The sequence below is a fragment of the Acinetobacter sp. SM1B genome (genome assembly GCF_003289665.1).
Taxonomy (GTDB): Bacteria; Pseudomonadota; Gammaproteobacteria; order Pseudomonadales; family Moraxellaceae; genus Acinetobacter; species Acinetobacter schindleri.
Window position 1 is genome coordinate 2,280,283 of sequence record NZ_QMBM01000001.1, and the last position, 19,856, is coordinate 2,300,138.

A 19,856-nucleotide genomic window follows, 5' to 3' on the forward strand; every position below is an offset into this window, starting at 1 on the left:
AATATTAACCAAAAAGAAGATCGTTTTTTGATTTATGAAAGAGATCTATTTAAACACTTATTATTTTTTTTACTCATCATTGATACAGCCAACTGCGCACGCTGTAAGACCTGTGACATTAAACATCCTTCACAGAATATTATGTGCGTTATACTTGATCTTGCTGATGGCCGAACTATCTAATATTTAATTTATTGAATAAGGGATTCTCATATACAGATTTTTTATTACCTTTCAAAACTAATTATTCTGAGTTTTTTCAAATTCATTATTTTCATAAGCTATTTGTTCGTGGATAGGCCCTAATTTTTTATCGACTCTTTTACCTTTCCAACTTCGTTTTGATTCATATACCGTTCGTTGTCTAAAGTAACTAAATGGCTCTGCATTATAGATGAAACCATATTTCGAATCGTGTACATAGCTTGAATAAAAATCTACTGCTTCTTGTGAAACATTTTTTTCCCAACTCTGTAATTCCCAATCATCTATATCGACTAGAAACTCATAAGCTTTAGCAAATGGATAAATAATTCTAAATACGTGTTTTATACCTGTTAAATTAGATTGATCAAATGTGGTGAAATTTTTAGCTGCTTTAACTCTTTCAACTTCAGTGGCCATATCTGCAGGGCCCGTTGGCAATGAAAAGCCCTCTCTTCTAGCAATTTGGCTGACTGAAAGAAAGGCTGGATCTTCTTTTGATTTACCTGCTGCTAAATATTGTTGTCGTTGACGATGTAAAGTTCCATAGGCACCATAATGAAGTTTCATATAATTTATGATGTCTTTTTTTACGTTACCTGTCGAGACTCCTACTGCTTTTTGAACGGCTTCGAAAAGTTGCTGGGTTTTATCTTCTATATGAAATTCATCTTTAAAGAGTTGCGATTGTTTATTTTGTAAATTGATAAAATCAAACATTTTAACATTAGAAGATACTGCCTCATCTAGCATATGTTTTAAAGGTATACGTGCGAAATTATTACTAATTGTTTGTGAATTCGGCTCATAGCCACCACCTACATCGGAATGCATCCCAGGATAGACTATTTCTTTCCATGTTTTTGGGTTAGCTAATTTACCATCTAAACAAATTGAATCTACAGGAAAGGCAAAGCGTAATTCATTCCCCGCAACTTGATGCACACAATTTTTTACTCTTGGATCGACTACCATGTCTCGACCTTTGAAACTAAATTTATTTGACATATTGGTCGCCGGTAAACCAAAAGATGCAACAGTATCAAATATGCCTAAAAACTGAATTTCCATCGGTGCAGGTTCTACTTGACCTGATATTTGATACTTTAGGCTTAAATCCTCAGTTTCAGTTTTCCAAATCATTTCATTAGAAAATACCCGTGCCAGCGCAGCCCCACGTGAGAAGCCGAAAATAGATAAATTAATTTTTTTAATTAGACGATGCTCATTTAGCTTCGTCTCCATTTTAACTATGGCCTCATTTTTTCGTGCTTCAACTTGAGGTTTTAGCTTTGCTTCTGCTTGAGCAATTTTTTGTTTTAAGGTGTCCTCTAAGCTTTTACTGATTTGATTTTCACCATATTTTAACCGTCTTCTACCACCAATCCCTGTTACCCCACCAGTAAGCTCATGATCTTGCCCTGTGGCTATTCTTTTTTCGACTTTATTGAGCTCACCATTAAATGGGGTTCCGACCCCAGAAACATAAATAGGATGACTAACTTGAATCCTCAATCGATTTTTTTTTCTCTCAAATATTGCGTAGGATTGAGCGTTATGCCACAACTTCGCTGGATTAGCGAGTTTTTCTTTATTCTGGTCCTTTTCAAAGTTATTGCCAGTTCCATCAAAGTATAAAGAAAGATGCACAACATCAGTGCAGTCTTGTTTTGTTTGGGGCGGTTGGTTACTTACATCTTGATTACTATTTACAGTTTTTTTTAAAGTACTTAATAACATAGGACACCTTTATTCTTATTTCATGTCATCTAGTTTCTTTTCCCAAGCTAAACCCTTTTTAGTTGCTCTTGGCATACTATCAGAATCTGTAAGTGTAATTTCAACACTGTCATCTGGATAAAGATGTACAGCTAAATAATTTTTACCTTTTAAATCCTCCTTGGTTAAATATGGAATATTTACAGCTACATGTTTTTTTGGGCTATTTCCTTCCCCCCATTTAATATATTGTGGTCCTGTAATAACTGCAGATCGTTTGGTGGCTGCCCCAAAGCCTCCTCCAACTTCCTCGCCATTTAGCTGTACAATATATGGTGAATATCTTGGATCATAACCGAACGATGTTGTCGTAAGTACATAAGTTTTACTTGAGCCTGAACTACATCCCACCAAACCTAAAGCCAAGCTTACTGGTAACATCACAATTTTTTTAAATATATTCATAACATCCCCTATAATTTTTAATTTACTTAAAGAACATTCCTAACTTCACGTTTCTTTGATGATTAATTAATTGTGTTAGCATAAAGTTCATGTTTTATGATTTATTCGTTTTCTTCAACTAAACGCTCTAAATCTTCCATCGCCTGATCTATTGTGATCATCTTATTTTGCACTTTTAGTAGTACACTTTGAAGCAGCTCATCTTGCTCGAAAGTATTTTTATATATTAAAGTTAGACAAATAAAATTTAAAATATCCCGAGTACCTTCCAAACCATATTCACGTGCTAATGCTATTTTTTTCACAACATATGGGTAAAGCTCCCATTCCTTAAAATCCTCAACCAGGAAAGGATTATTCAGATTTAGATAATAAATCAAATGGTCAGGAAAGCTTGCTTCTACCATCATGTCTTCTTGTACTGGCGTAAACGTAAACGGATTTTGCCAATCATAAAATTTCAGAGATTCATGACCATTACCGCCGATGATTTTATGTAATTTGTCTTTTCGATCCCAATACCACCAACTATGAATAGGCTCTAATAAAACTTTCTTCTGCTGGTCTGATAACACTTGCTGCTTAACATAAAGAGTCTGGTCTGAAATTTGACCGACTAAAGTACCAAGAATAGCTGGATCCCAAAATGCTAAATACATCTCTAATCCACTTTCAAACTGGACATTCAGAAATTGCCTCAAATGTGAATATAAACTATCAAAATCTAAAGGACTTATTATTAAAGTTAATCGAGGAGTCCCAACCATGCGTTTGGAGATATATTGCCACTCGATATTATGATTGTGTCCGAGTTGAACCAAATGAGGTGAGATTTCTGCAGCTTTATCACCAGCAGCTTCTGTTAATAAATTGCGATAATGTAAATGTGAATTCTTTTTTAAAAACCAACTGTCTTGTGCTGCATCAGCCAAAGCATAAATAAAATAAGTCTTATGTTCCCCAGATGGATATTCTTCAAAAAAATAATGTAAATCAGGGTGTAATAAATTTATCATTTATGAACCATCCCCTTTATTGACAAATGCCCCACGTTGACTTGCTCTTCGTGCCAGACATTCCCAACACACACTTTGTGGGAAGAATGGTAAGTTCATATTTACTTTCATGCCAGGTACAAACTGATGCTGCCCTGCCTTCACCTCAAACTTGCCACCAGTGGTGGGCAAAATTCCTGAATTACTGATTTCAATCTGAGAACCGCCCGCAGTCAAAGTGATTTTCTTGGCGGCGATAATTTCGATTAGGTCTTCAGTAGAGATAATTTTGATACCTTTACGCGCAATAACATCTATTCCATCTCCTTGTGCCTGAATCTCGACTTTGCCTTTACCTGCATATAAACGTGCTCCGTCTTGCGCTGCGAACAGGCTTAGTTTCTGGCTGGCATGGGCAATCAGAGATTGTTGTGTACTCAGGTTAATACTCTCTCCTGCAATGTGGCTGATTTGACCAGCAGCAGATAAATGAATGTCCTGCTGGGTGCTCAGCGCAATCGATTGTGGTGCCGTTAGGATCATGATTGCCTGTTTAAAGGCAGCAGCTTTTTTCTGATCCTGTTGTTCAATCTGCTCAATCAGGCTTTTTAAATTCTCAAAAATTTCCAATGGATCAGTTTGCTGATTTTTAGCCACATCACTGAGCGCCTGGCTTACCTGTAGAGCTGATTGAAGCTGGCTTTTCGCTGGTTCAGCATCCATATGTGAACCATCTGCAGCTCGCTGTTTATGAGTCGAGATCAACAAACCTTCACCGGCACGGACTGCACCCCATTGGTCAGTTCTGAGTTCAAAACCTTCTCCACGCCCTTCACTTTCAGCCTGTTGTTTCGGATGACTCAAATTGCCCAGATTGAGCTGACTGGCTGCATGACTGCTGTGCAACTGTGCGCTGATCTGCCCGGTGGTATCATCAAAACGTAACTGGTTAAAGCCTTCCCCCTGCAATTCTTGCGAACGGATACCACTAAGTTTTTGGGTCTCTGGTAAGCGTCCTTTCTTGTCAAATTTTGTTGGTGAACGCTGACCTTCATGAATCCGGCCCACCACAAAAGGCCGGTCAATATTGCCATCAAAAAAGTCGATCACAACAATTTCACCAATACGTGGCAAGAAGCGCACACCATAACCTTCCCCTGCCCAAGGCGTGAGAACATCTACCCAGGCCGAGTCAGTATCACTGTCATTCGTTCCGGCTCCATTATCATAGGTATGATCGTCCGGACGGGTGAATAAAAACCGGATTTTGATGCGTCCCCATTCATCCACATAAATGTCTTCACTTTCTGGCCCGACTACTTTTGCCCGTTGCGGACAGGCTGGTGGTCGATGCAATAAAGGCTGATATTCAGGAACCAAAGGAATATTGCGACGTTGTAAGACTAAATGATTGGTCTGGCGCTCATCAGCATCTTTAACTTCTGTCAGCTGCCACTGGCTTTGCTGAATTAAAACATTCACCTGTGCATTCAGGTCTTTGGGTAAATTATTCTGGTTATAGAATTGCTTGGAAAGAATCAGAAATTCTTTATCGGCTGCATGATGCTGGTCAATTTCTGGATGCTGATCTAGTCGGAACCAGTAACCGACTTGCGCATCACGTACAGTAGATGTTGCTAAAAACTGCTTGGCCTGCACATCATAAAAATGTTGCAGGTTCTGGTTAACTTTCTCAATTTGTGCATTTGATGCTGACGTAGCCTGATCTTCATGCTTGAGGTCAGTGACCCATGCCGGACTAATATGCCACGCCTGTTCCAACCCTAAACTTGTATTATCCTGAGTTTGGCTATGCTGATGCCTGCTTTGTACTGAACCTGTACCTTCCTCCTGACTCAAACGATCAGCATGCCAGCGCTGGATATGCACAGCAGTTGGCTGTAATTTTCGCTCTGCAATAAAGCTGGTCATACTATCAGTCTGTTCGGTAGCACTGGAACGGTGGAAACGGATTACCCGGCGGCTTAGAGCCTGATATTGACTATTATCATCAATCAATCTGAGTTTCTGTGCTGCAATCGGTGCAGAGGAATGTAGGAGCAATAGCTCAGATTCATCAATCAGCCAGTTAATACCTTCACTGCGCCATAAACGGGTTAAAAATTCATAGTCAGTTTCATTTGACTGCATACTAAAAGGACGCACATCATAGGTCTGCTGCAAACCGGATAAATCCAGCTTGAGTGCAGCCGCAAATAATGGGCTTTTACTCTGCCATTCCTCAAATAATATTCTGGTAATATCACGGACACTTTTGTCCATAAACACACGGCTATTCCGGCGTTTATGCCAAAGTGAAGTGGCATCTTCCAAAGTAAGCTTATAAAGCGTTAATGCACCATCACTTTGCCCCTGAGTTGCCTGGGTAATAATGCCTGAACTGCGAAAAAGCTGCCCCTGGTCTGTTACCTGATCTACCGCGACCTGTGTACCTATGAAACTTTTGAGAGGAATCAGAGCATTGCTAGATAAACAAATAAGTCCAATCTTCAGCCCTTGATTGAGCACATGCTGTCCATCAATACGCTGCAGAAAGATTTCCGAATTAAGCTGTTGATTAGAAAACTGAATATGTAAAGCGCGTTTCTGTGCGCTTAATCCCAATTGTTCGAGTATTTGAGCAATAGAATTTCTGATCATTTTTATTTTTATGCTTATTTTTTCGGCATTATAATAAATTTAATTGATTAAGCCTAGCGAGTTTGGTCTGATGGATTCGCTTCAATTGTTCTCTGACCAGAGAAAAGACGTTTGCTTGCTAAAGAGATGGGCTTCTTTAAACTTTATCGCTTTAAACTCAAGTTTTTATTGTGAAATAGGCTTCACGCCCAGAAAGTGTTGATTAATCGAAGCAGGGCAAATGATTCACTTCATCTGCCCAACACGTTATTACCCTTTCTTTACCAGATAATGAAACTCTTTATTGCCATTTTCATCCAGGCGTTCTTCTTGTAACAGTAATTCATGCCCCAAGTGCATACAGAATTTTGGAATATCCCATGAAGTCGAATTATCCGTTGCAAACACCTCAACCACATCACCTGACTTGGACTTACGAATCGCCTGATGCAGCATCATCACAGGTTCTGGACAGCGTAAACCGCGGGTATTTAGTTGCAGGCTAGGAGTAATTTCAGCTTCAGACATCGGCAGGCTCAGGAGGGAAAGACCAGGTTATTTTAACATAAACATGTGTCTGTACCCATGACTGGCTTTATTGCCATTTTCGTTTTAAGTAGTTGACTGCGACAGTCACGGTCGCCTTAAATAATTACAATAGACAACTGCATTTTCTGCGGTATGATAAAATTACATTTTTTTAGATATTAAGAGTTTTTAGGAAAGATCATGCACGAGGAATCAGGCCCGTCGTGGGGTATGCGCGGCTTACGCAAATGGCTGGGAACCGCTCCCGAAACTCGCGACGAACTGCTAAAACTAGTACAAGATTCACGTCGATTTCTAGAACCCGATACTGTAGCGATGCTAGAAGGCGTACTCGACCTTCCAGCGACCAAAATTCGTGAAGTGATGACACCACGCACTTCTATGATCAGCTTACAGGAAGATGACCAGCTTCTTGATATTCTGCATGTTTTGGTAGAATCAGCGCATTCGCGTTTTCCCGTATTTTCATCAGATCAGCCTGATAATGTGGTGGGCATTTTGCTTGCCAAAGACTTGCTGCCTTTCCTGACCGAACCGACTTCTAAGGTGGATATTCGTGCCTTAATGCGCCAGCCACTGTTCGTACCTGAAAGTGCACGTTCAGATCAGGTTTTGCGTATGTTGAAAAATACCCAGACCCATATTGCAGTCGTAATTGATGAATATGGCTCCACTTCTGGTCTGGTGACATTAGAAGACATTCTGGAAGAGATTGTTGGTGAAATTGAAGATGAACATGATATTGCTGATGAAGAAGCATTGTATATTGTTCCCGACAATGATCCGACCACAGCCAATACCTGGATTGTGCAAGCACTGACTCCAATTGAGCATTTTAACAATATGCTCGATGCCGACTTTTCTGATGATGAAGTAGAAACCATGGGTGGCCTGTTATTGCAGGAAATCGGATTGGTGAGCGATTTAGAAGGTCAGGTGATTGAGCTTGGAAATTGGATCTTTACCATTCTGGAAGCGGATGCCCGTTCTATTCACTCGATTCGGGCTGTGCGCCAATGAGGGCACATTTCGACAAGTTGTTGAAACAGTCTGAAGGTTCTGAGCAACTTCCACTGATTTATCCACTGCTGCTGTCTTTATTTTCCGGTGCCATCTTCAGTTTTGCGCTGGCGCCGTACCACTATTGGTGGTTAGCCATCCTTTCTCCGGCGCTGCTTTATGCTTGTCTGCGTAAACGCAGTGCCAAACAGGCTTTTGGTATTGGCTGGGCTTATGGCATTGGTTTATGGTTTGTCGGTGCATTCTGGTTGTATACCTCGATCCATGAATATGGTGATACCAGCTCATTCCTTAGTGTCGTGATGATTCTGATCATGGCCTTGGTCATGGGTCTATTTACCGCAGTACAGACCTTTATCTACCGTCGCTTCTTTCCGGAAACCCCTCTGACCTTTGCGCCATTGTGGGTACTGTTTGAATGGGCGAAGACTTGGGTCTTTACAGGTTTCCCATGGCTATTTGCCGGCTATGCCTTTACCGAACGTTTGCTGGATGGCTATGCGCCACTCTTCGGTGTGTTTGGCGTATCCTTCGTGGTGATCATACTGGCTTGTGCTTTGGTTGAGATTCTTAATCGTCGTGTGTTCTGGGCAATCCCCTCCCTGCTGCTCTTGCTGGGTGCCTGGGGAGCTTCGCAACTGACTTTTGTAGAACAGAAAGAAGGCACTAAGCCACTCAGCGTGTCCCTGATTCAGGGTAATATTCCACAAGATTTGAAATGGTTGACTGAATATCAGGTTAAAACCCTGCTGATCTATGCCAATCTGACCAAGACCGAATGGGGTCGTGATTTGATCGTGTGGCCAGAATCTTCGATTCCGATGTTTCAGGCCGATATTCCTGATTTCCTGGATGCGATGAAAGCACAGGCAGAGAAATCAGGAAGCTCCTGGGTTACCGGTATTCCTTATTGGGATCTGAAAGAATCCCAAGCCGAAGGCACACCGAAGTATTACAACAGCATCATGGCCAGCGGTGATGAAGCGAGTGGGCTGTACAAGAAACAGCGCCTGGTGCCATTTGGTGAATACATCCCACTTTCCGGCGCGCTCAGCTGGGTACTTCCCGCTTTGCAAAATGATCCATCTATGAGCGGTTTTTCTCGTGGGGCAAATGATCAGCAACCGCTAAATATCAAAAATCAGCATCTGGGCTCTGCGATTTGCTATGAAGTCGCTTATCCGAATCTGACCCGTCGCAATGCCAGTCAAAGCGACTTTCTGGTAACGGTATCTAATGATGCCTGGTTTACTGGAACTGCCGGACCGCAGCAACACCTGCAAATGGTGCAAATGCGGGCCAAGGAAAATGGTCGCTGGTTTATCCGTGCGACCAATACCGGTGTAACCGCCTTTATTGATCATAATGGTCATATCGTGAAACGTGCGCCTATGGATCAAGAAGCGGTATTACGCGGTGAGTTGCCAGCAATGCAGGGTGAAACGCTGTATACGAAACTGAGTGACTGGCCTGTACTGATTCTCTCAACCCTGCTGTTATTACTTGGATGGCGTTTCCGCCCACGTAAAGTGGATGTCAGCTTTAAGTCGAGAAGATAATTTCTTAAGTTCCCTCTCCTGAGCTAATTTTAAAGCACTGCTTTTTAAATTAGCGCAAGTGAGGGTTAGGGAGAGGTAAATTTTTACCCTCTTCTCTTGCAAAGCAGTGCTTTTCATCTCCCAGAGGGAGAGGAAGTTTTATGCAATATTTTAAAAATAAAAACCGAGGCTTATGCCCCGGTTTTTTTATTGGAAAGATAATTAAATCTGTACAGCAAGATAGGACATCATACTGGCCAATGATAGCATCGGCAGAAAACGGTAGAGCTGAACCACGCCACGCTCAAAGGATGAAATTCTTTCCTGTTTCACATCCATTACGCTGGCTTTTAATGCCGACCAGAAGCACAAAGCTAACAGGCTGCTCATCAGACTCAGTGCAAAGAAACCTACCATAATCTGGCTGCTACCTTCCGTGCTTTGCCACAAATACAAAACTGCTTGGCTCACCGGAAGAATGCTTAGAACCAAAAAGACAGATTTCAGCATTGTCCAATGAAACTGATTTATTTCATCTCTTATGATTAATGCTTTCATACCTATCTCCTTTGGCCGAATTTGTGCCATAGAAATCATTATGAGCTTTTTTATAGAAATGAAAAGTCTATATTTATTCATATTTTACGATAATTGTAATCGATAAACATGGGAATAATTCTTATTATGACTATCAAATAGAATAGATTATAAAATTAATTTTAAATTCATGTATTTAGATTATATTTATGTATTAATAGTTATTATCACTTCACTTAGTATTGAAATACCCAATTAAATGAAGTGATATATTCCATAAATAAGAAATTTATAATGGTTCTCAATTAAGGCTGATAATAAATATCCGCATCTGTGCCTTCACCACCAGACTGGCCATCGGCACCAAATGAATAAAGGTCAAATGAACGTCCATCCGTACCAGGAATGACATATTGCAATTCATTATCCCAGCTGTCTTTCGGATAACCGCCTTTGACATAGCCACCCGGTAACCAGTTTTTTGCAGATGCAGGTTTGTTGACTAAAGCATCTAAACCACCTTCCTGCATACTTGGATACTTACCATTATCCAGCTTGTACTGGTCCAGAGACCCGGCCACGCTTTGCAGTTTGATCACCGTAGTATCAACTTTTGCCTTCTCACCACGGCCCATCACGTTAGGTACGATCAGTGCAGCCAATACGCCCAGGATCACAATCACGACCATTACTTCGATCAGGGTAAAACCCGAAGCATGTTTGATACGCGTCATACCTGAGCCTGTTTTTAAAGAATCTGGCTGTTCATTCATCATCTCAGTCCTTTTCATTTCCTGTCTCTCATTGCTTAATTTTGAAAATCTGTTTGGGCTTATAATTGGAATTCTACCCACACTTTATTTAAATCATATTATTCATATTCACAATTGGCAGCATCACCGCAATTACGATTACTAACACAATACTTGCCATCAGCACCAGCATAAGAGGTTCCAGCAAAGCCAGTAACGTCGAAATCAGTGTAGTCACTTCACGGTCCTGCATGGTTGATGCCCGGTCCAGCATCCGGTCCAGTTCACCGGAAGCTTCACCACTTCGAATCATTTGTACCATCATCGGTGGGAAATAACCACTACGCTCCAGCTGGGTCGCCAGGTTGCCGCCTTCAGTCACCTTTTCCGCTGCCAGATTAACCGCATCACGAATGACCCAGTTATTGCTGACCGCCGCACCAATCTTTAAGGCATCGACCAGCGGCACCCCAGAACGGGTCAAAATGGACAGGGTACTGGCAAAGCGTGCCGCATTAATCCCACGTGATAATTTGCCAAATAGCGGTAATTTCAAGGTCAGGCGGTCAAAAGCATAATGTCCTGCGGTGGTGCGTAGAAAACGCACCAGCAGGAAAATAGCAACGGCACTACCAGCCAACATGAAAGGCCAAGCCATCCGGATAAAGTCACTGGCTTTCATCAACGCGACCGTGATCCATGGCAAAGCATCTTTGCTCTGGTCAAAGGTTTTGACAATGTCTGGAACGACATAGGTCATCAGTCCCATCACAATGGCAAAGGACATCAGCAGCAGAATGATCGGGTAAATCATTGCACCCTGAATTTTTTTCTGCATGGCAAAGCGGTTTTCGGTATAGTCCGCCAGCTGATCCATAATCAGGTCCAGATGTCCGGAACGTTCACCGGCAGCAATGGTTGCAATATACAGTTCCGGAAAGCGGCCGGATTGCTGCAAGCCCTGTGCCAGACTATGCCCTTCCAGCACCTTGGAACGCACCGACATCAGCAGGTTCTGTACATGCACCTTTTCGCTTTGTTTACCGACGGCGCGAATGGCTTCTTCCAGCGGAATACCGGCGGCAACCAGAACGGAGAGTTGCCGGGTCATCAGTGCCAGGTCATAAGCTGTAAGGCTTTTTTCAAACCAGCGCGGCCGGTAATGCTTGTCCTTTTGCTCGACTGGATCAACAGACACCGGAATCAAGGCTTTGTCCCGAAGTTGCTGACGGATCTGACGTGCAGAGTCCCCTTCCAGTACGCCTTTTTGCTGCTTACCCGAAGCATCAAGCGCGATAAATTGATATGCTGGCATTGTAATGCTCTAATTTTCCAAAAATTTGCCCCAACGCAGTTGCGTCAGACCATCAAAATCATTCATATTCTTAGATATAAAATATCTGCTCACTCTAACACAACTGCCTTTTTAGCACGACGAAAATTCATCAGGATGCCTCACTTGCCCATCTCAGATCACCCAGCCTCAACTCCTTCAGTTTATCGTGTTCGTGTTGCTGTTCCTGTTCATCTGTTTGACTGTTTTGATTACAGTTTAAGTACGGCACAATATCAGCAGGCTAAGGTTGGTGCGCGCGTGGCGGTGTCTTTTGGCCGGCAGAATCTGGTTGGGGTCATTATGGAAAAGCTACCGCCAGACACTCCGCTAGATTCCAGTTTTAAACTTAAAGAGATTACTGAATTACTGGATGACCGGGCGCTCATTGATGACAAGGTACTGAATCTGCTGAACTGGTCAGCGCAGTATTACCAGTTCCCGATTGGTGAAGTGGTGCAAAGTGCCTTGCCAACTTTATTACGTCAGGGTAAGCCCTATAACCTGCTGGCCCGGAACTGGAAACTGTTAGATGACCAGGCAGAAGCCAAGGTGGGCCGTTCCGAGCGTCAGCAGGAAGCCTATAAAATTTTAAAATTGCATCCAGTCGGTACTACTGAAACTGTACTGAACCTGGCAGGGATCGAGACAGCCACCCTAAAAGCTTTAGAGAAAAAAGGAATTTGTGAATGCGTGCTGGAACCCCAGGATTTCAGCCCGCAGCCTGTTCAACTGGCACAAATGCCGCTTACAGCCAATCCGGAACAGCAACATGCCATTCAGCAGGTGCTGAAATTTAAAAATAAATATCAGGCTTTTTTACTGGATGGTCTGACCGGTAGCGGCAAAACTGAAGTTTATTTGCAGATCATGGAAAAGGTGCTGAAACAGGGAAAACAGGTTTTAGTGCTGGTACCAGAAATTGGCCTGACGCCACAAACCATTAGCCGGTTCCAGTCACGTTTCCATTGTCATATTGCCTTGTTACATTCCGGTTTAAATGACTCGAAACGTTTGCAAGCCTGGCAAGCTGCAGAAACCGGTAAAGCCTCGATTGTGTTGGGTACCCGTTCTGCCATTTATACCCCGATGCCTAATCTGGGACTGATCATCCTGGATGAGGAACATGATCTGTCCTTTAAACAGCAGGAAGGCTTCCGTTATCATGCCCGAGATGTTGCGCTTTATCGCGGGCATTTGCAGCAATGTCCGGTGCTTCTGGGCTCTGCCACACCCAGTATCGATACCTATGCACTGGTTGCCAATGGCAAAATGCAGGTACTGGAACTCAACCAGCGTGCTGGTACAGCCTTAATGCCAAAGATTCATATTCTAGATTTAAAGGTGGCACAGAAACAGCATGGCATCAGCCTGCATCTGATTCAGGAAATACGCAAACGTCTGGAAAAAAAGGAACAGGTACTGGTGTTCCTGAACCGCCGTGGTTATGCACCCGTTTTGATTTGTGACAGCTGTGGCTGGCAGGCACAGTGTCCAAACTGTGATGCCAATTTCACTGTACACCGTCAGCCATATCAACATTTGCATTGTCACCATTGTGGCACCCTGCACCGTATGCCGGATCATTGTCCAAGCTGCAATCATACTGAACTCAAAACACTCGGCATGGGAACCGGCAAGGTTGAAGAGCAATTGAATGAACTCTTTCCCGATCATGAAGTCATTCGGGTAGATCGTGACTCTACCAGTCGGGTCGGTAGCTGGCAGAAAATCTATGACAAGATTCAGAAAAGCGAACCGGCGATTTTGCTCGGTACGCAAATGCTGGCCAAAGGTCACCATTTCCCCTATGTCACACTGGTCGCTATTTTAGATATTGATTCTGGTCTGCTCAGTGTGGACTTCCGTGCCACCGAACGTACTGCCCAACTGATTGTACAGGTGGCTGGTCGTGCCGGTCGTGGCGAGCATAAAGGTGATGTCTATCTACAGACCTTACGTCCTGATCATGCTTTGCTAAATACCTTGGTGACAGATAATTACCGGGCTTTTGCCAAACAGACCTTAGAGCAGCGTAAGATTGCCCGCATGCCACCCTATCGCTATGCAGTGATGATCCGTTGCGAATCACGTGATCAGGCATTAAATACAGAGTTCTTACAGAAACATGCTGCCTTCTTAAGGCAGTATCAGGACCTGCAACTGGAGATCTGGGGACCTATTCCAGCACCAATGGAACGCAAGGCGGGCCGTTACCAATCACATATGGTACTACTGTCTGCAGACCGTCCACGTTTGCACTATTATGTCAGGGCATGGTGGCAAGCCATGCTGCAAGACAAACCTTCCTCAATGAAGTTAAGCCTGGATGTCGATCCACAAGAACTGAGCTAGTCCTGCAAGCTGCAATACGGAAATAAGATTTAAGGTTGAACATGTCGATACTGTTGCAAATTACATTAATTCTGGTGGCAGCATTGCTGATTGTGCCAATCACCCGCTATTTGAAACTGCCAGCAGTGCTGGGTTATTTATTGACAGGCCTTGTGCTCGGTTCTGAAACACTGAATCTCGTTACTGATCCCCAACTTCGTTCGATGCTAATGCAAATCAGTATCCTATCTCTGCTGTTCTGGGCGGGTTTACAACTACGGCCACAACGCTTCATCCAGATGCCTCATTCTGCCTGGATCTCAACTGCTGCACTGGTCTTGGGGTCAGGCGCCATTCTGAGTTTATGTTCTGCCATTTTTTTACAGCAAAGTCTCATCACCAGTGTCGTCATTGGGCTGGCTGGCAGCCTGTCTGCGATGACACTGAGTATTCAACATCTGATGCGACAGGAGCAGCTCGCGACTTCCCATGGTCAGCTCAGTTATATCAGTTTATTAATTCAAGCCCTGTTGCTGATTCCACTAATTGCCATTATTCCACTATTTTCCGGAGTAAGTTCGACTGAACATGGCGTGGCTTATTTTGCTGCCATTATGGCAACCTTTACCGGACTGTTCCTGTGTAACCGCTATTTGATGCAACCCCTGTATCGCTGGATTGCCAGAAGCAGCAGCCATGACCTGCATGCCCTGGTGGCATTTTTTGTAATCCTCGGCTTGTTGGTACTGATGCAGACACTGGGACTAACACTATATTTAGGAGCCTTATTTGCCGGAATTCTGCTGGCAGATTCCGATTTCAGACCACACGTCGAAAATGCCATTCAGCCTTTTCATGGCATATTGATCGGTTTGTGTTTTATCAGTATTGGCCTGGCGATTCAGCTAAGTGATGTCTTGCAGATGCCTGGACTGATCATTGGTGGCGCCGTGCTGATCATATTGAGTAAATTTGTGCTCAGTCTGACAATTGCCCGTTATTATCAAAATAGCTGGCGTACCAGCACCTTAACCGCAGTTAGCCTAGCCCAGGGCGGTGAGTTTTCCTTTGTATTACTCACTATTGCAGTTACCCATACCATCTTAGATATCAGCTTGTTATCGCCACTGCTATGTATGTTGGCGCTATCCATGTTAATAACACCAGTGCTCTATTGGTTGCTCGATCAACAAATCTTACCGCGATTAAATCGCTCACATCATCTGGTCGCAGACTTTGATACCCAGGTAGAGCCTTTAGCCACTACACCGATTTTACTGATTGGTTTTGGTCGCTTTGGGCAAATCGTAGCGCGTGTACTTCATCAGCAAGGTCTGAGCTTTAGTGTGATGGACAATACGGTTGAAGCAAGTGACCTACTCAAAGATCAAGCTATTCCTTTCTTTCAGGCAGATGCAACTGAAACCACGGCGCTACAACGGGCAGATATTGCTTCCAAAGATCAGGTGATTGTCGCGATTGATGATATTGAGGATTCTTTGCTGGTCGTACGTCATTTGTGCTGGAATTACCCGGATCTGAAATTGTGGGTACGCGCGCGTGATCGCCATCATGCACATTTGCTGCATGAACTGGGTGTAGAAAATGTTTTCCGTGAAACTTATCTTTCTGCTTTAGCACTGACACAGTCATTACTGGCAGCAACCCATCAATCTGTAGAACTCGCTGAGCAGACAATTCTACAGTTCCGTCAGTATGATGAAACTGTATTAAAAGCAGAACAGCAGGCGGAATCTGGTTCTGAGTCATTATATGCTCAACAGCACAGCAGCATGGCAGAGTTAAGCTACCTGTTCGAACGGGATCAACATCGTAAAAGTGTAATAAATCCAATACAGAAGCAACAGAATATCAACGGCACAGGAATTGATACCATAACAGATGATCTGTCATAACTTGTGTTTTACAATAGTGTCACCATTAAAGCAGGGTTATGGAGAATTTTATGTCTGATTTACGCCAACGCTTTTTTATTGAGGATAGCCCTGTTCGTGGTGAAGTAGTGCATCTTCAAGAAGCTTTACAAACAATTTTAGCGCAGCGCGACTATGCTCCTGCCGTACAAATCCTTTTGGGCGAAATGCTCAGTGCGACTGCCCTATTGGCAAGTACGTTAAAAATCAAGGGACGCATCAGTCTGCAGATTCAGGCTACTGGCACGTTTAAATGGGCGATGGCGGAATGTAACCATCGTGGTGAAGTGCGTGCGTTGGCTGATTATGAGGAAGATCCCCGTTTTCAGGTGGCAGAAGACAGCAGTACTGTTCTAAAAGCCCTGATCAGTCCTGTACTGTTTATCAATATTGAGCCTGAAGTCGGTGAGCGTTACCAAGGTATCGTACCACTGGATAAACATAATCTGGCGGGCTGTCTGATGCAGTACTATGATCTGTCTGCACAGATTCCAACCCGTATTGTGCTGGCAAGTGACCAGAAGCGTTCAGGTGGTCTGCTGATCCAGCTTCTACCACGTAATAGTGAAGAAGAACAACGCTATGTGGATGAAGATTTGTGGCCACGCGTGACCATGTTGACTGAAACCTTGAAAGCAGAAGAACTGGTTAGCCTGGATACCAATGAAATCCTCTATCGTTTATATAACGAAGAACAAGTTCGTTTGCCTGAAGCAGAACAGCTGAAATTCGGTTGTACCTGTTCTAAAGAACGCTGTGCCATTGCCTTGCAACAGATCGGGGTTGAATCCGTTCGTGAAACTTTAGAATTCCAGAATCCAATTGAAATGGATTGTCAGTTCTGTAACAGCCAATACACCTTTACTGCTGAAGAAGCTTTAGGTCTGTTCGGTGAGCACCTTAGTTAATTACAGATATCTTTGTTAATAAAAGCACTCAATAGGAGTGCTTTTATTTTTATAAATCCAGAGTTGTCTTTTCTATGAAGAATAAATATTTTTAATCTCAAACTTACCATATCATTCAGCTCTACACGGCTATATGGACATAGCAATATTTGGCCCCCCTCTATTCTTAATGAATATAAACTCAATCCCTTATTAATCAATCCTGACTTCCAAAGCTGTCTGAACTAATTATTTAACTAGCTTTCAGTCTCTTTCCCTTTTTAATCTGCTGATCCATCAAATACTCACTACGTCCCACATTCCTCAATTAATGTGATTGTTGATCAATTCAGGTTTTAATTTTTCTTGAAGATATTTGATTATTCACTGGTAATTAGTAGATTTTTCACGCTATATTAATCCCATAATATTTTTATGCCTTTAAGATTTTAGAAGCATTTTTAATACTTGGGGAATGTGTGATGATGAAATTTAAACTGTTCTATTCCATGATTGTTGCAGCAGCAAGCACGATTAGCCTGTCAGTATCTGCCAACAATGATCCACTGCTTGGACAATGGAAAACCATTGATGACCGTACCGGTTATTCTCTGGCAGATGTCATCATCAGCAAGGATGCTAAAGATCGCTATATGGCCAAAATTGTAAATGTACGCGAGGTTCCGGGGGCGGTTCCACAACAAAACTGTACCCAATGCACTGGCTCTCTCAAAGATCAGCCTCTGGTTGGACTGACCATGCTTAAGGGTCTGAGCAGTCATCCAGAAAAGACTAATGAATTTATTAATGGCACCCTGCTCGACCCCATCTCGGGAAAACTATATCAGGCACGTGCACGTCTGAAAAATAATGGCCGACATCTGGCAATTCATAGCCGAACTGAAGGAGCTCCAGTCGGGCGTAATATGACCTGGATCAAAAATTGAAAATTGCGTTGTCCAAGTTATGCGATATGACTTGGACAAGCTTCAAACATTTTCGATAAAACATGATTTTTCGTTCATTTAACCCATATTAAAACAACTTTCATCACAAAATAATAAATTGATTTATAAAGTTATTACTTATAAATTAGAGCAATAAATCTATTTTTAAAACACGATAATTTCCTAGGATGGATATGAAACAATTAGTACGCGCTTTATGTATGGGGATTTCTTTAGCAACCGTATCAGTATGCAGTTTAGCCAATGTAGATCCATTGATTGGAATATGGAAGACTGTAGATGACCAAAGTGGCTATTCACGTGCAGATGTCGAAATCCGCAAAAAACCTGATGGCACCTATGAAGGGATTATTGTCGAAACCCGGAGTCTACCAGGTGCCGAAAAACAAGTTATTTGCCATAACTGCCCTGGCAAGCTCAAAGGTAAACCGTTCATTGGCTTACCTTTTATTTGGAATTTTAAACAAAATCCAAATAAGCCAAATGAATACATTGATGGTCAAGTCTTGGATCCAATTGGGGGCAAGATCTATAAAGGTAAAGCACGTTTGAACGCTAATGGTAAACGCTTAACTCTACGTGGTTATGTAGGCGTTTCCGTAATTGGACGCAGCGTAACTTGGATAAAACACTAATTTAGTTAGTATTTTAAAAAGCCTCTACTCGGAGGCTTTTTTATTGTCATGATTTGAAACAATAAGGTACAAATCTTCACTGTTGTAGTGCACTAAAACTCAGAATAATGGATCGAACACGGTTATTTTTTATCCATTTACTATGTTCAGATCATATACCTCTATGCTCCAACGATTACCTGACTCTCTATTAAAAGCGGGTCACGGCACAGGGATGTTCAAAAATAAAAATAAGCAATATGGTGATGCATCTGAAACTATTTTTGACCAATGTTCGGCAAAACAGTTGCTATTGCGTGGCAGATATCAGCCACTTTTAGCTCATCACTTGCCTAACTTAAATTTAAGCAGGTTTTGTACCTCCAGCAGTTTTTGCACGACTGCCACGCATATATTGAATCATGGGAAATCTGATCTCAGGCATTATCTCCAATCCTATCTATTACCACATGCCCCCGATCTGATTCACAGCAATGACTTTAGTCTGGATATTTAAGGAGCAGGCCATGACCACCATTCAATATAAAGAAAATTTTTCTCAGGGTTTTATCCCCTCAGAAATCATGGATGACCATCAATTTGATCTCAGCCATTTTGCAGAAGCATGCGGGCAAAGCCCGGAATGGGTAATGCAGCTGATGGAACATGGCATTTTACCTAACCGTAGTCGTAACACTTCCTATCATTTCATTGGTGAAGATGTTACCCGAGCACAACGGGCATACCGCTTACAACGTGATTTTGATGCATCTTTTAGTGCTGTCGCCATGATGCTGGATCTGATTGATGAAGTTCAACAGCTACGTCGTGAAGTGAAGCATCTGCACTTCAAATAACCTCCCCCTCCCTGGTCTGTCTCGGCTGAAACTGAGATAGTTCGGGGATTCTTACATTATTTTTTTGAGTTTATAACTGATTATGAAAACCAGAGATTGCAATAAAAAATTAAAGTACATGTTCCCCGAATATCGCGACCTTATTACCCAGCTCCGGGATGAAAATCCGTATTTCGCCCGTATTTTTGAGGAACATGATGAATTGGATCGACAGATTGCACAGCTGGCATTAGACCCGGTAAATCTTGTTAATACAGACATCGAAGCAATCAAGCGAAAAAAATTAAAGCTAAAAGATGAGATTTACAGACTACTCAAGAATTCAGAGGCAGATCCTTTGACCTGATTCAGGATAGTTAAGACTAAAAGCAGGCAACTCATGTTATAAGAATCCAAAAGTGATTTTAAGCATAAGCAGGAGAATGATTGGCATCCTACTTCCTGCCTCTATAAAAATGCCAGAAACCTAAGGTGGTCTAAATAATTTAGTGGATGATGTTTTGTTCATAA

The 19,856-nt window shown here is 42.5% G+C and carries 18 protein-coding genes; 10 read left to right on the top strand and 8 right to left on the bottom strand.

Annotated elements, in window-relative coordinates; genetic code table 11:
* The coding region (locus C8322_RS11060) for a 4Fe-4S dicluster domain-containing protein (protein ID WP_171334351.1) at positions 1 to 183 on the top strand (183 nt) is incomplete at its 5' end.
* Between the two features lie 57 nt (positions 184 to 240).
* Here the strand turns inward: C8322_RS11060 and C8322_RS11065 are convergent.
* The 5 genes from C8322_RS11065 to tusA all read right to left on the bottom strand — a co-directional run bounded on the left by C8322_RS11065 (position 241) and on the right by tusA (position 6,551).
* Entirely contained in the window at positions 241 to 1,944 is a 1,704-nt protein-coding gene (locus tag C8322_RS11065; RefSeq protein WP_004813451.1) for a T6SS phospholipase effector Tle1-like catalytic domain-containing protein, read from the bottom strand.
* Positions 1,945 to 1,959: 15 nt separating this feature from the next.
* Complete coding sequence (locus tag C8322_RS11070; RefSeq protein ID WP_004813452.1) at positions 1,960 to 2,388, bottom strand: hypothetical protein; 429 nt, start codon at positions 2,386 to 2,388, stop codon at positions 1,960 to 1,962.
* 101 nt (positions 2,389 to 2,489) lie between these two features.
* Positions 2,490 to 3,404: a DUF4123 domain-containing protein gene (locus C8322_RS11075; RefSeq protein WP_004813455.1), complete on the bottom strand. Its 915-nt coding sequence runs from the start codon at positions 3,402 to 3,404 to the stop codon at positions 2,490 to 2,492.
* Positions 3,405 to 6,044 carry a type VI secretion system Vgr family protein gene (locus C8322_RS11080; protein ID WP_111810633.1) on the bottom strand — a complete coding sequence of 880 codons (2,640 nt, stop codon included), beginning with the start codon at positions 6,042 to 6,044 and terminating at the stop codon, positions 3,405 to 3,407.
* 249 nt (positions 6,045 to 6,293) lie between these two features.
* The gene (tusA, locus tag C8322_RS11085; RefSeq protein ID WP_004813458.1) at positions 6,294 to 6,551 is read right to left on the bottom strand and encodes a sulfurtransferase TusA; all 258 of its coding nucleotides are present in this window, start codon (positions 6,549 to 6,551) and stop codon (positions 6,294 to 6,296) included.
* Positions 6,552 to 6,752: 201 nt separating this feature from the next.
* On the opposite strand from tusA, the gene C8322_RS11090 reads away from it, so the two are divergent.
* Together C8322_RS11090 and lnt are read left to right on the top strand one after the other, a co-directional pair.
* The gene (locus C8322_RS11090; protein ID WP_004813460.1) at positions 6,753 to 7,592 is read left to right on the top strand and encodes an HlyC/CorC family transporter; all 840 of its coding nucleotides are present in this window, start codon (positions 6,753 to 6,755) and stop codon (positions 7,590 to 7,592) included.
* Positions 7,589 to 9,151: an apolipoprotein N-acyltransferase gene (gene lnt, locus C8322_RS11095; protein WP_004813462.1), complete on the top strand. Its 1,563-nt coding sequence runs from the start codon at positions 7,589 to 7,591 to the stop codon at positions 9,149 to 9,151. Before C8322_RS11090 ends, lnt begins: the two co-directional genes overlap by 4 nt.
* Positions 9,152 to 9,352: 201 nt before the next feature.
* Here lnt and C8322_RS11100 read toward each other — a convergent pair whose 3' ends face one another.
* The 3 genes from C8322_RS11100 to gspF form a co-directional block, all read right to left on the bottom strand.
* The gene (locus C8322_RS11100) at positions 9,353 to 9,688 is read right to left on the bottom strand and encodes a hypothetical protein (RefSeq protein WP_004813465.1); all 336 of its coding nucleotides are present in this window, start codon (positions 9,686 to 9,688) and stop codon (positions 9,353 to 9,355) included.
* 284 nt (positions 9,689 to 9,972) lie between these two features.
* Entirely contained in the window at positions 9,973 to 10,440 is a 468-nt protein-coding gene (gspG, locus tag C8322_RS11105) for a type II secretion system major pseudopilin GspG (protein ID WP_227499334.1), read from the bottom strand.
* Positions 10,441 to 10,528: 88 nt separating this feature from the next.
* Positions 10,529 to 11,734: a type II secretion system inner membrane protein GspF gene (gene gspF / locus C8322_RS11110; protein ID WP_004813469.1), complete on the bottom strand. Its 1,206-nt coding sequence runs from the start codon at positions 11,732 to 11,734 to the stop codon at positions 10,529 to 10,531.
* Between the two features lie 135 nt (positions 11,735 to 11,869).
* Here gspF and C8322_RS11115 point away from each other — a divergent pair, with 135 nt between their 5' ends.
* The 7 genes from C8322_RS11115 (at position 11,870) to C8322_RS11145 (ending at position 19,692) form a co-directional block, all read left to right on the top strand.
* A complete protein-coding gene (locus C8322_RS11115) occupies positions 11,870 to 14,107 on the top strand; it encodes a primosomal protein N' (protein ID WP_111810634.1) in 2,238 nt (745 codons plus the stop codon).
* A 41-nt stretch (positions 14,108 to 14,148) separates the two neighbouring features.
* Positions 14,149 to 16,002: a cation:proton antiporter gene (locus C8322_RS11120; RefSeq protein WP_111810635.1), complete on the top strand. Its 1,854-nt coding sequence runs from the start codon at positions 14,149 to 14,151 to the stop codon at positions 16,000 to 16,002.
* Between the two features lie 50 nt (positions 16,003 to 16,052).
* On the top strand, positions 16,053 to 16,928 hold the full coding sequence (gene hslO / locus C8322_RS11125) for an Hsp33 family molecular chaperone HslO (RefSeq protein ID WP_004813475.1): 876 nt from the start codon (positions 16,053 to 16,055) through the stop codon (positions 16,926 to 16,928).
* Positions 16,929 to 17,389: 461 nt separating this feature from the next.
* Positions 17,390 to 17,854 carry a DUF2147 domain-containing protein gene (locus C8322_RS11130; protein ID WP_111810636.1) on the top strand — a complete coding sequence of 155 codons (465 nt, stop codon included), beginning with the start codon at positions 17,390 to 17,392 and terminating at the stop codon, positions 17,852 to 17,854.
* A 194-nt stretch (positions 17,855 to 18,048) separates the two neighbouring features.
* Complete coding sequence (locus C8322_RS11135) at positions 18,049 to 18,510, top strand: DUF2147 domain-containing protein (RefSeq protein WP_004813478.1); 462 nt, start codon at positions 18,049 to 18,051, stop codon at positions 18,508 to 18,510.
* Between the two features lie 506 nt (positions 18,511 to 19,016).
* Positions 19,017 to 19,346, top strand: a complete 330-nt coding sequence (locus C8322_RS11140; RefSeq protein ID WP_008303908.1) for a chaperone modulator CbpM — start codon at positions 19,017 to 19,019, stop codon at positions 19,344 to 19,346.
* Positions 19,347 to 19,428: 82 nt separating this feature from the next.
* On the top strand, positions 19,429 to 19,692 hold the full coding sequence (locus C8322_RS11145) for a YdcH family protein (protein ID WP_008303905.1): 264 nt from the start codon (positions 19,429 to 19,431) through the stop codon (positions 19,690 to 19,692).
* Positions 19,693 to 19,856: the final 164 nt, after the last annotated feature.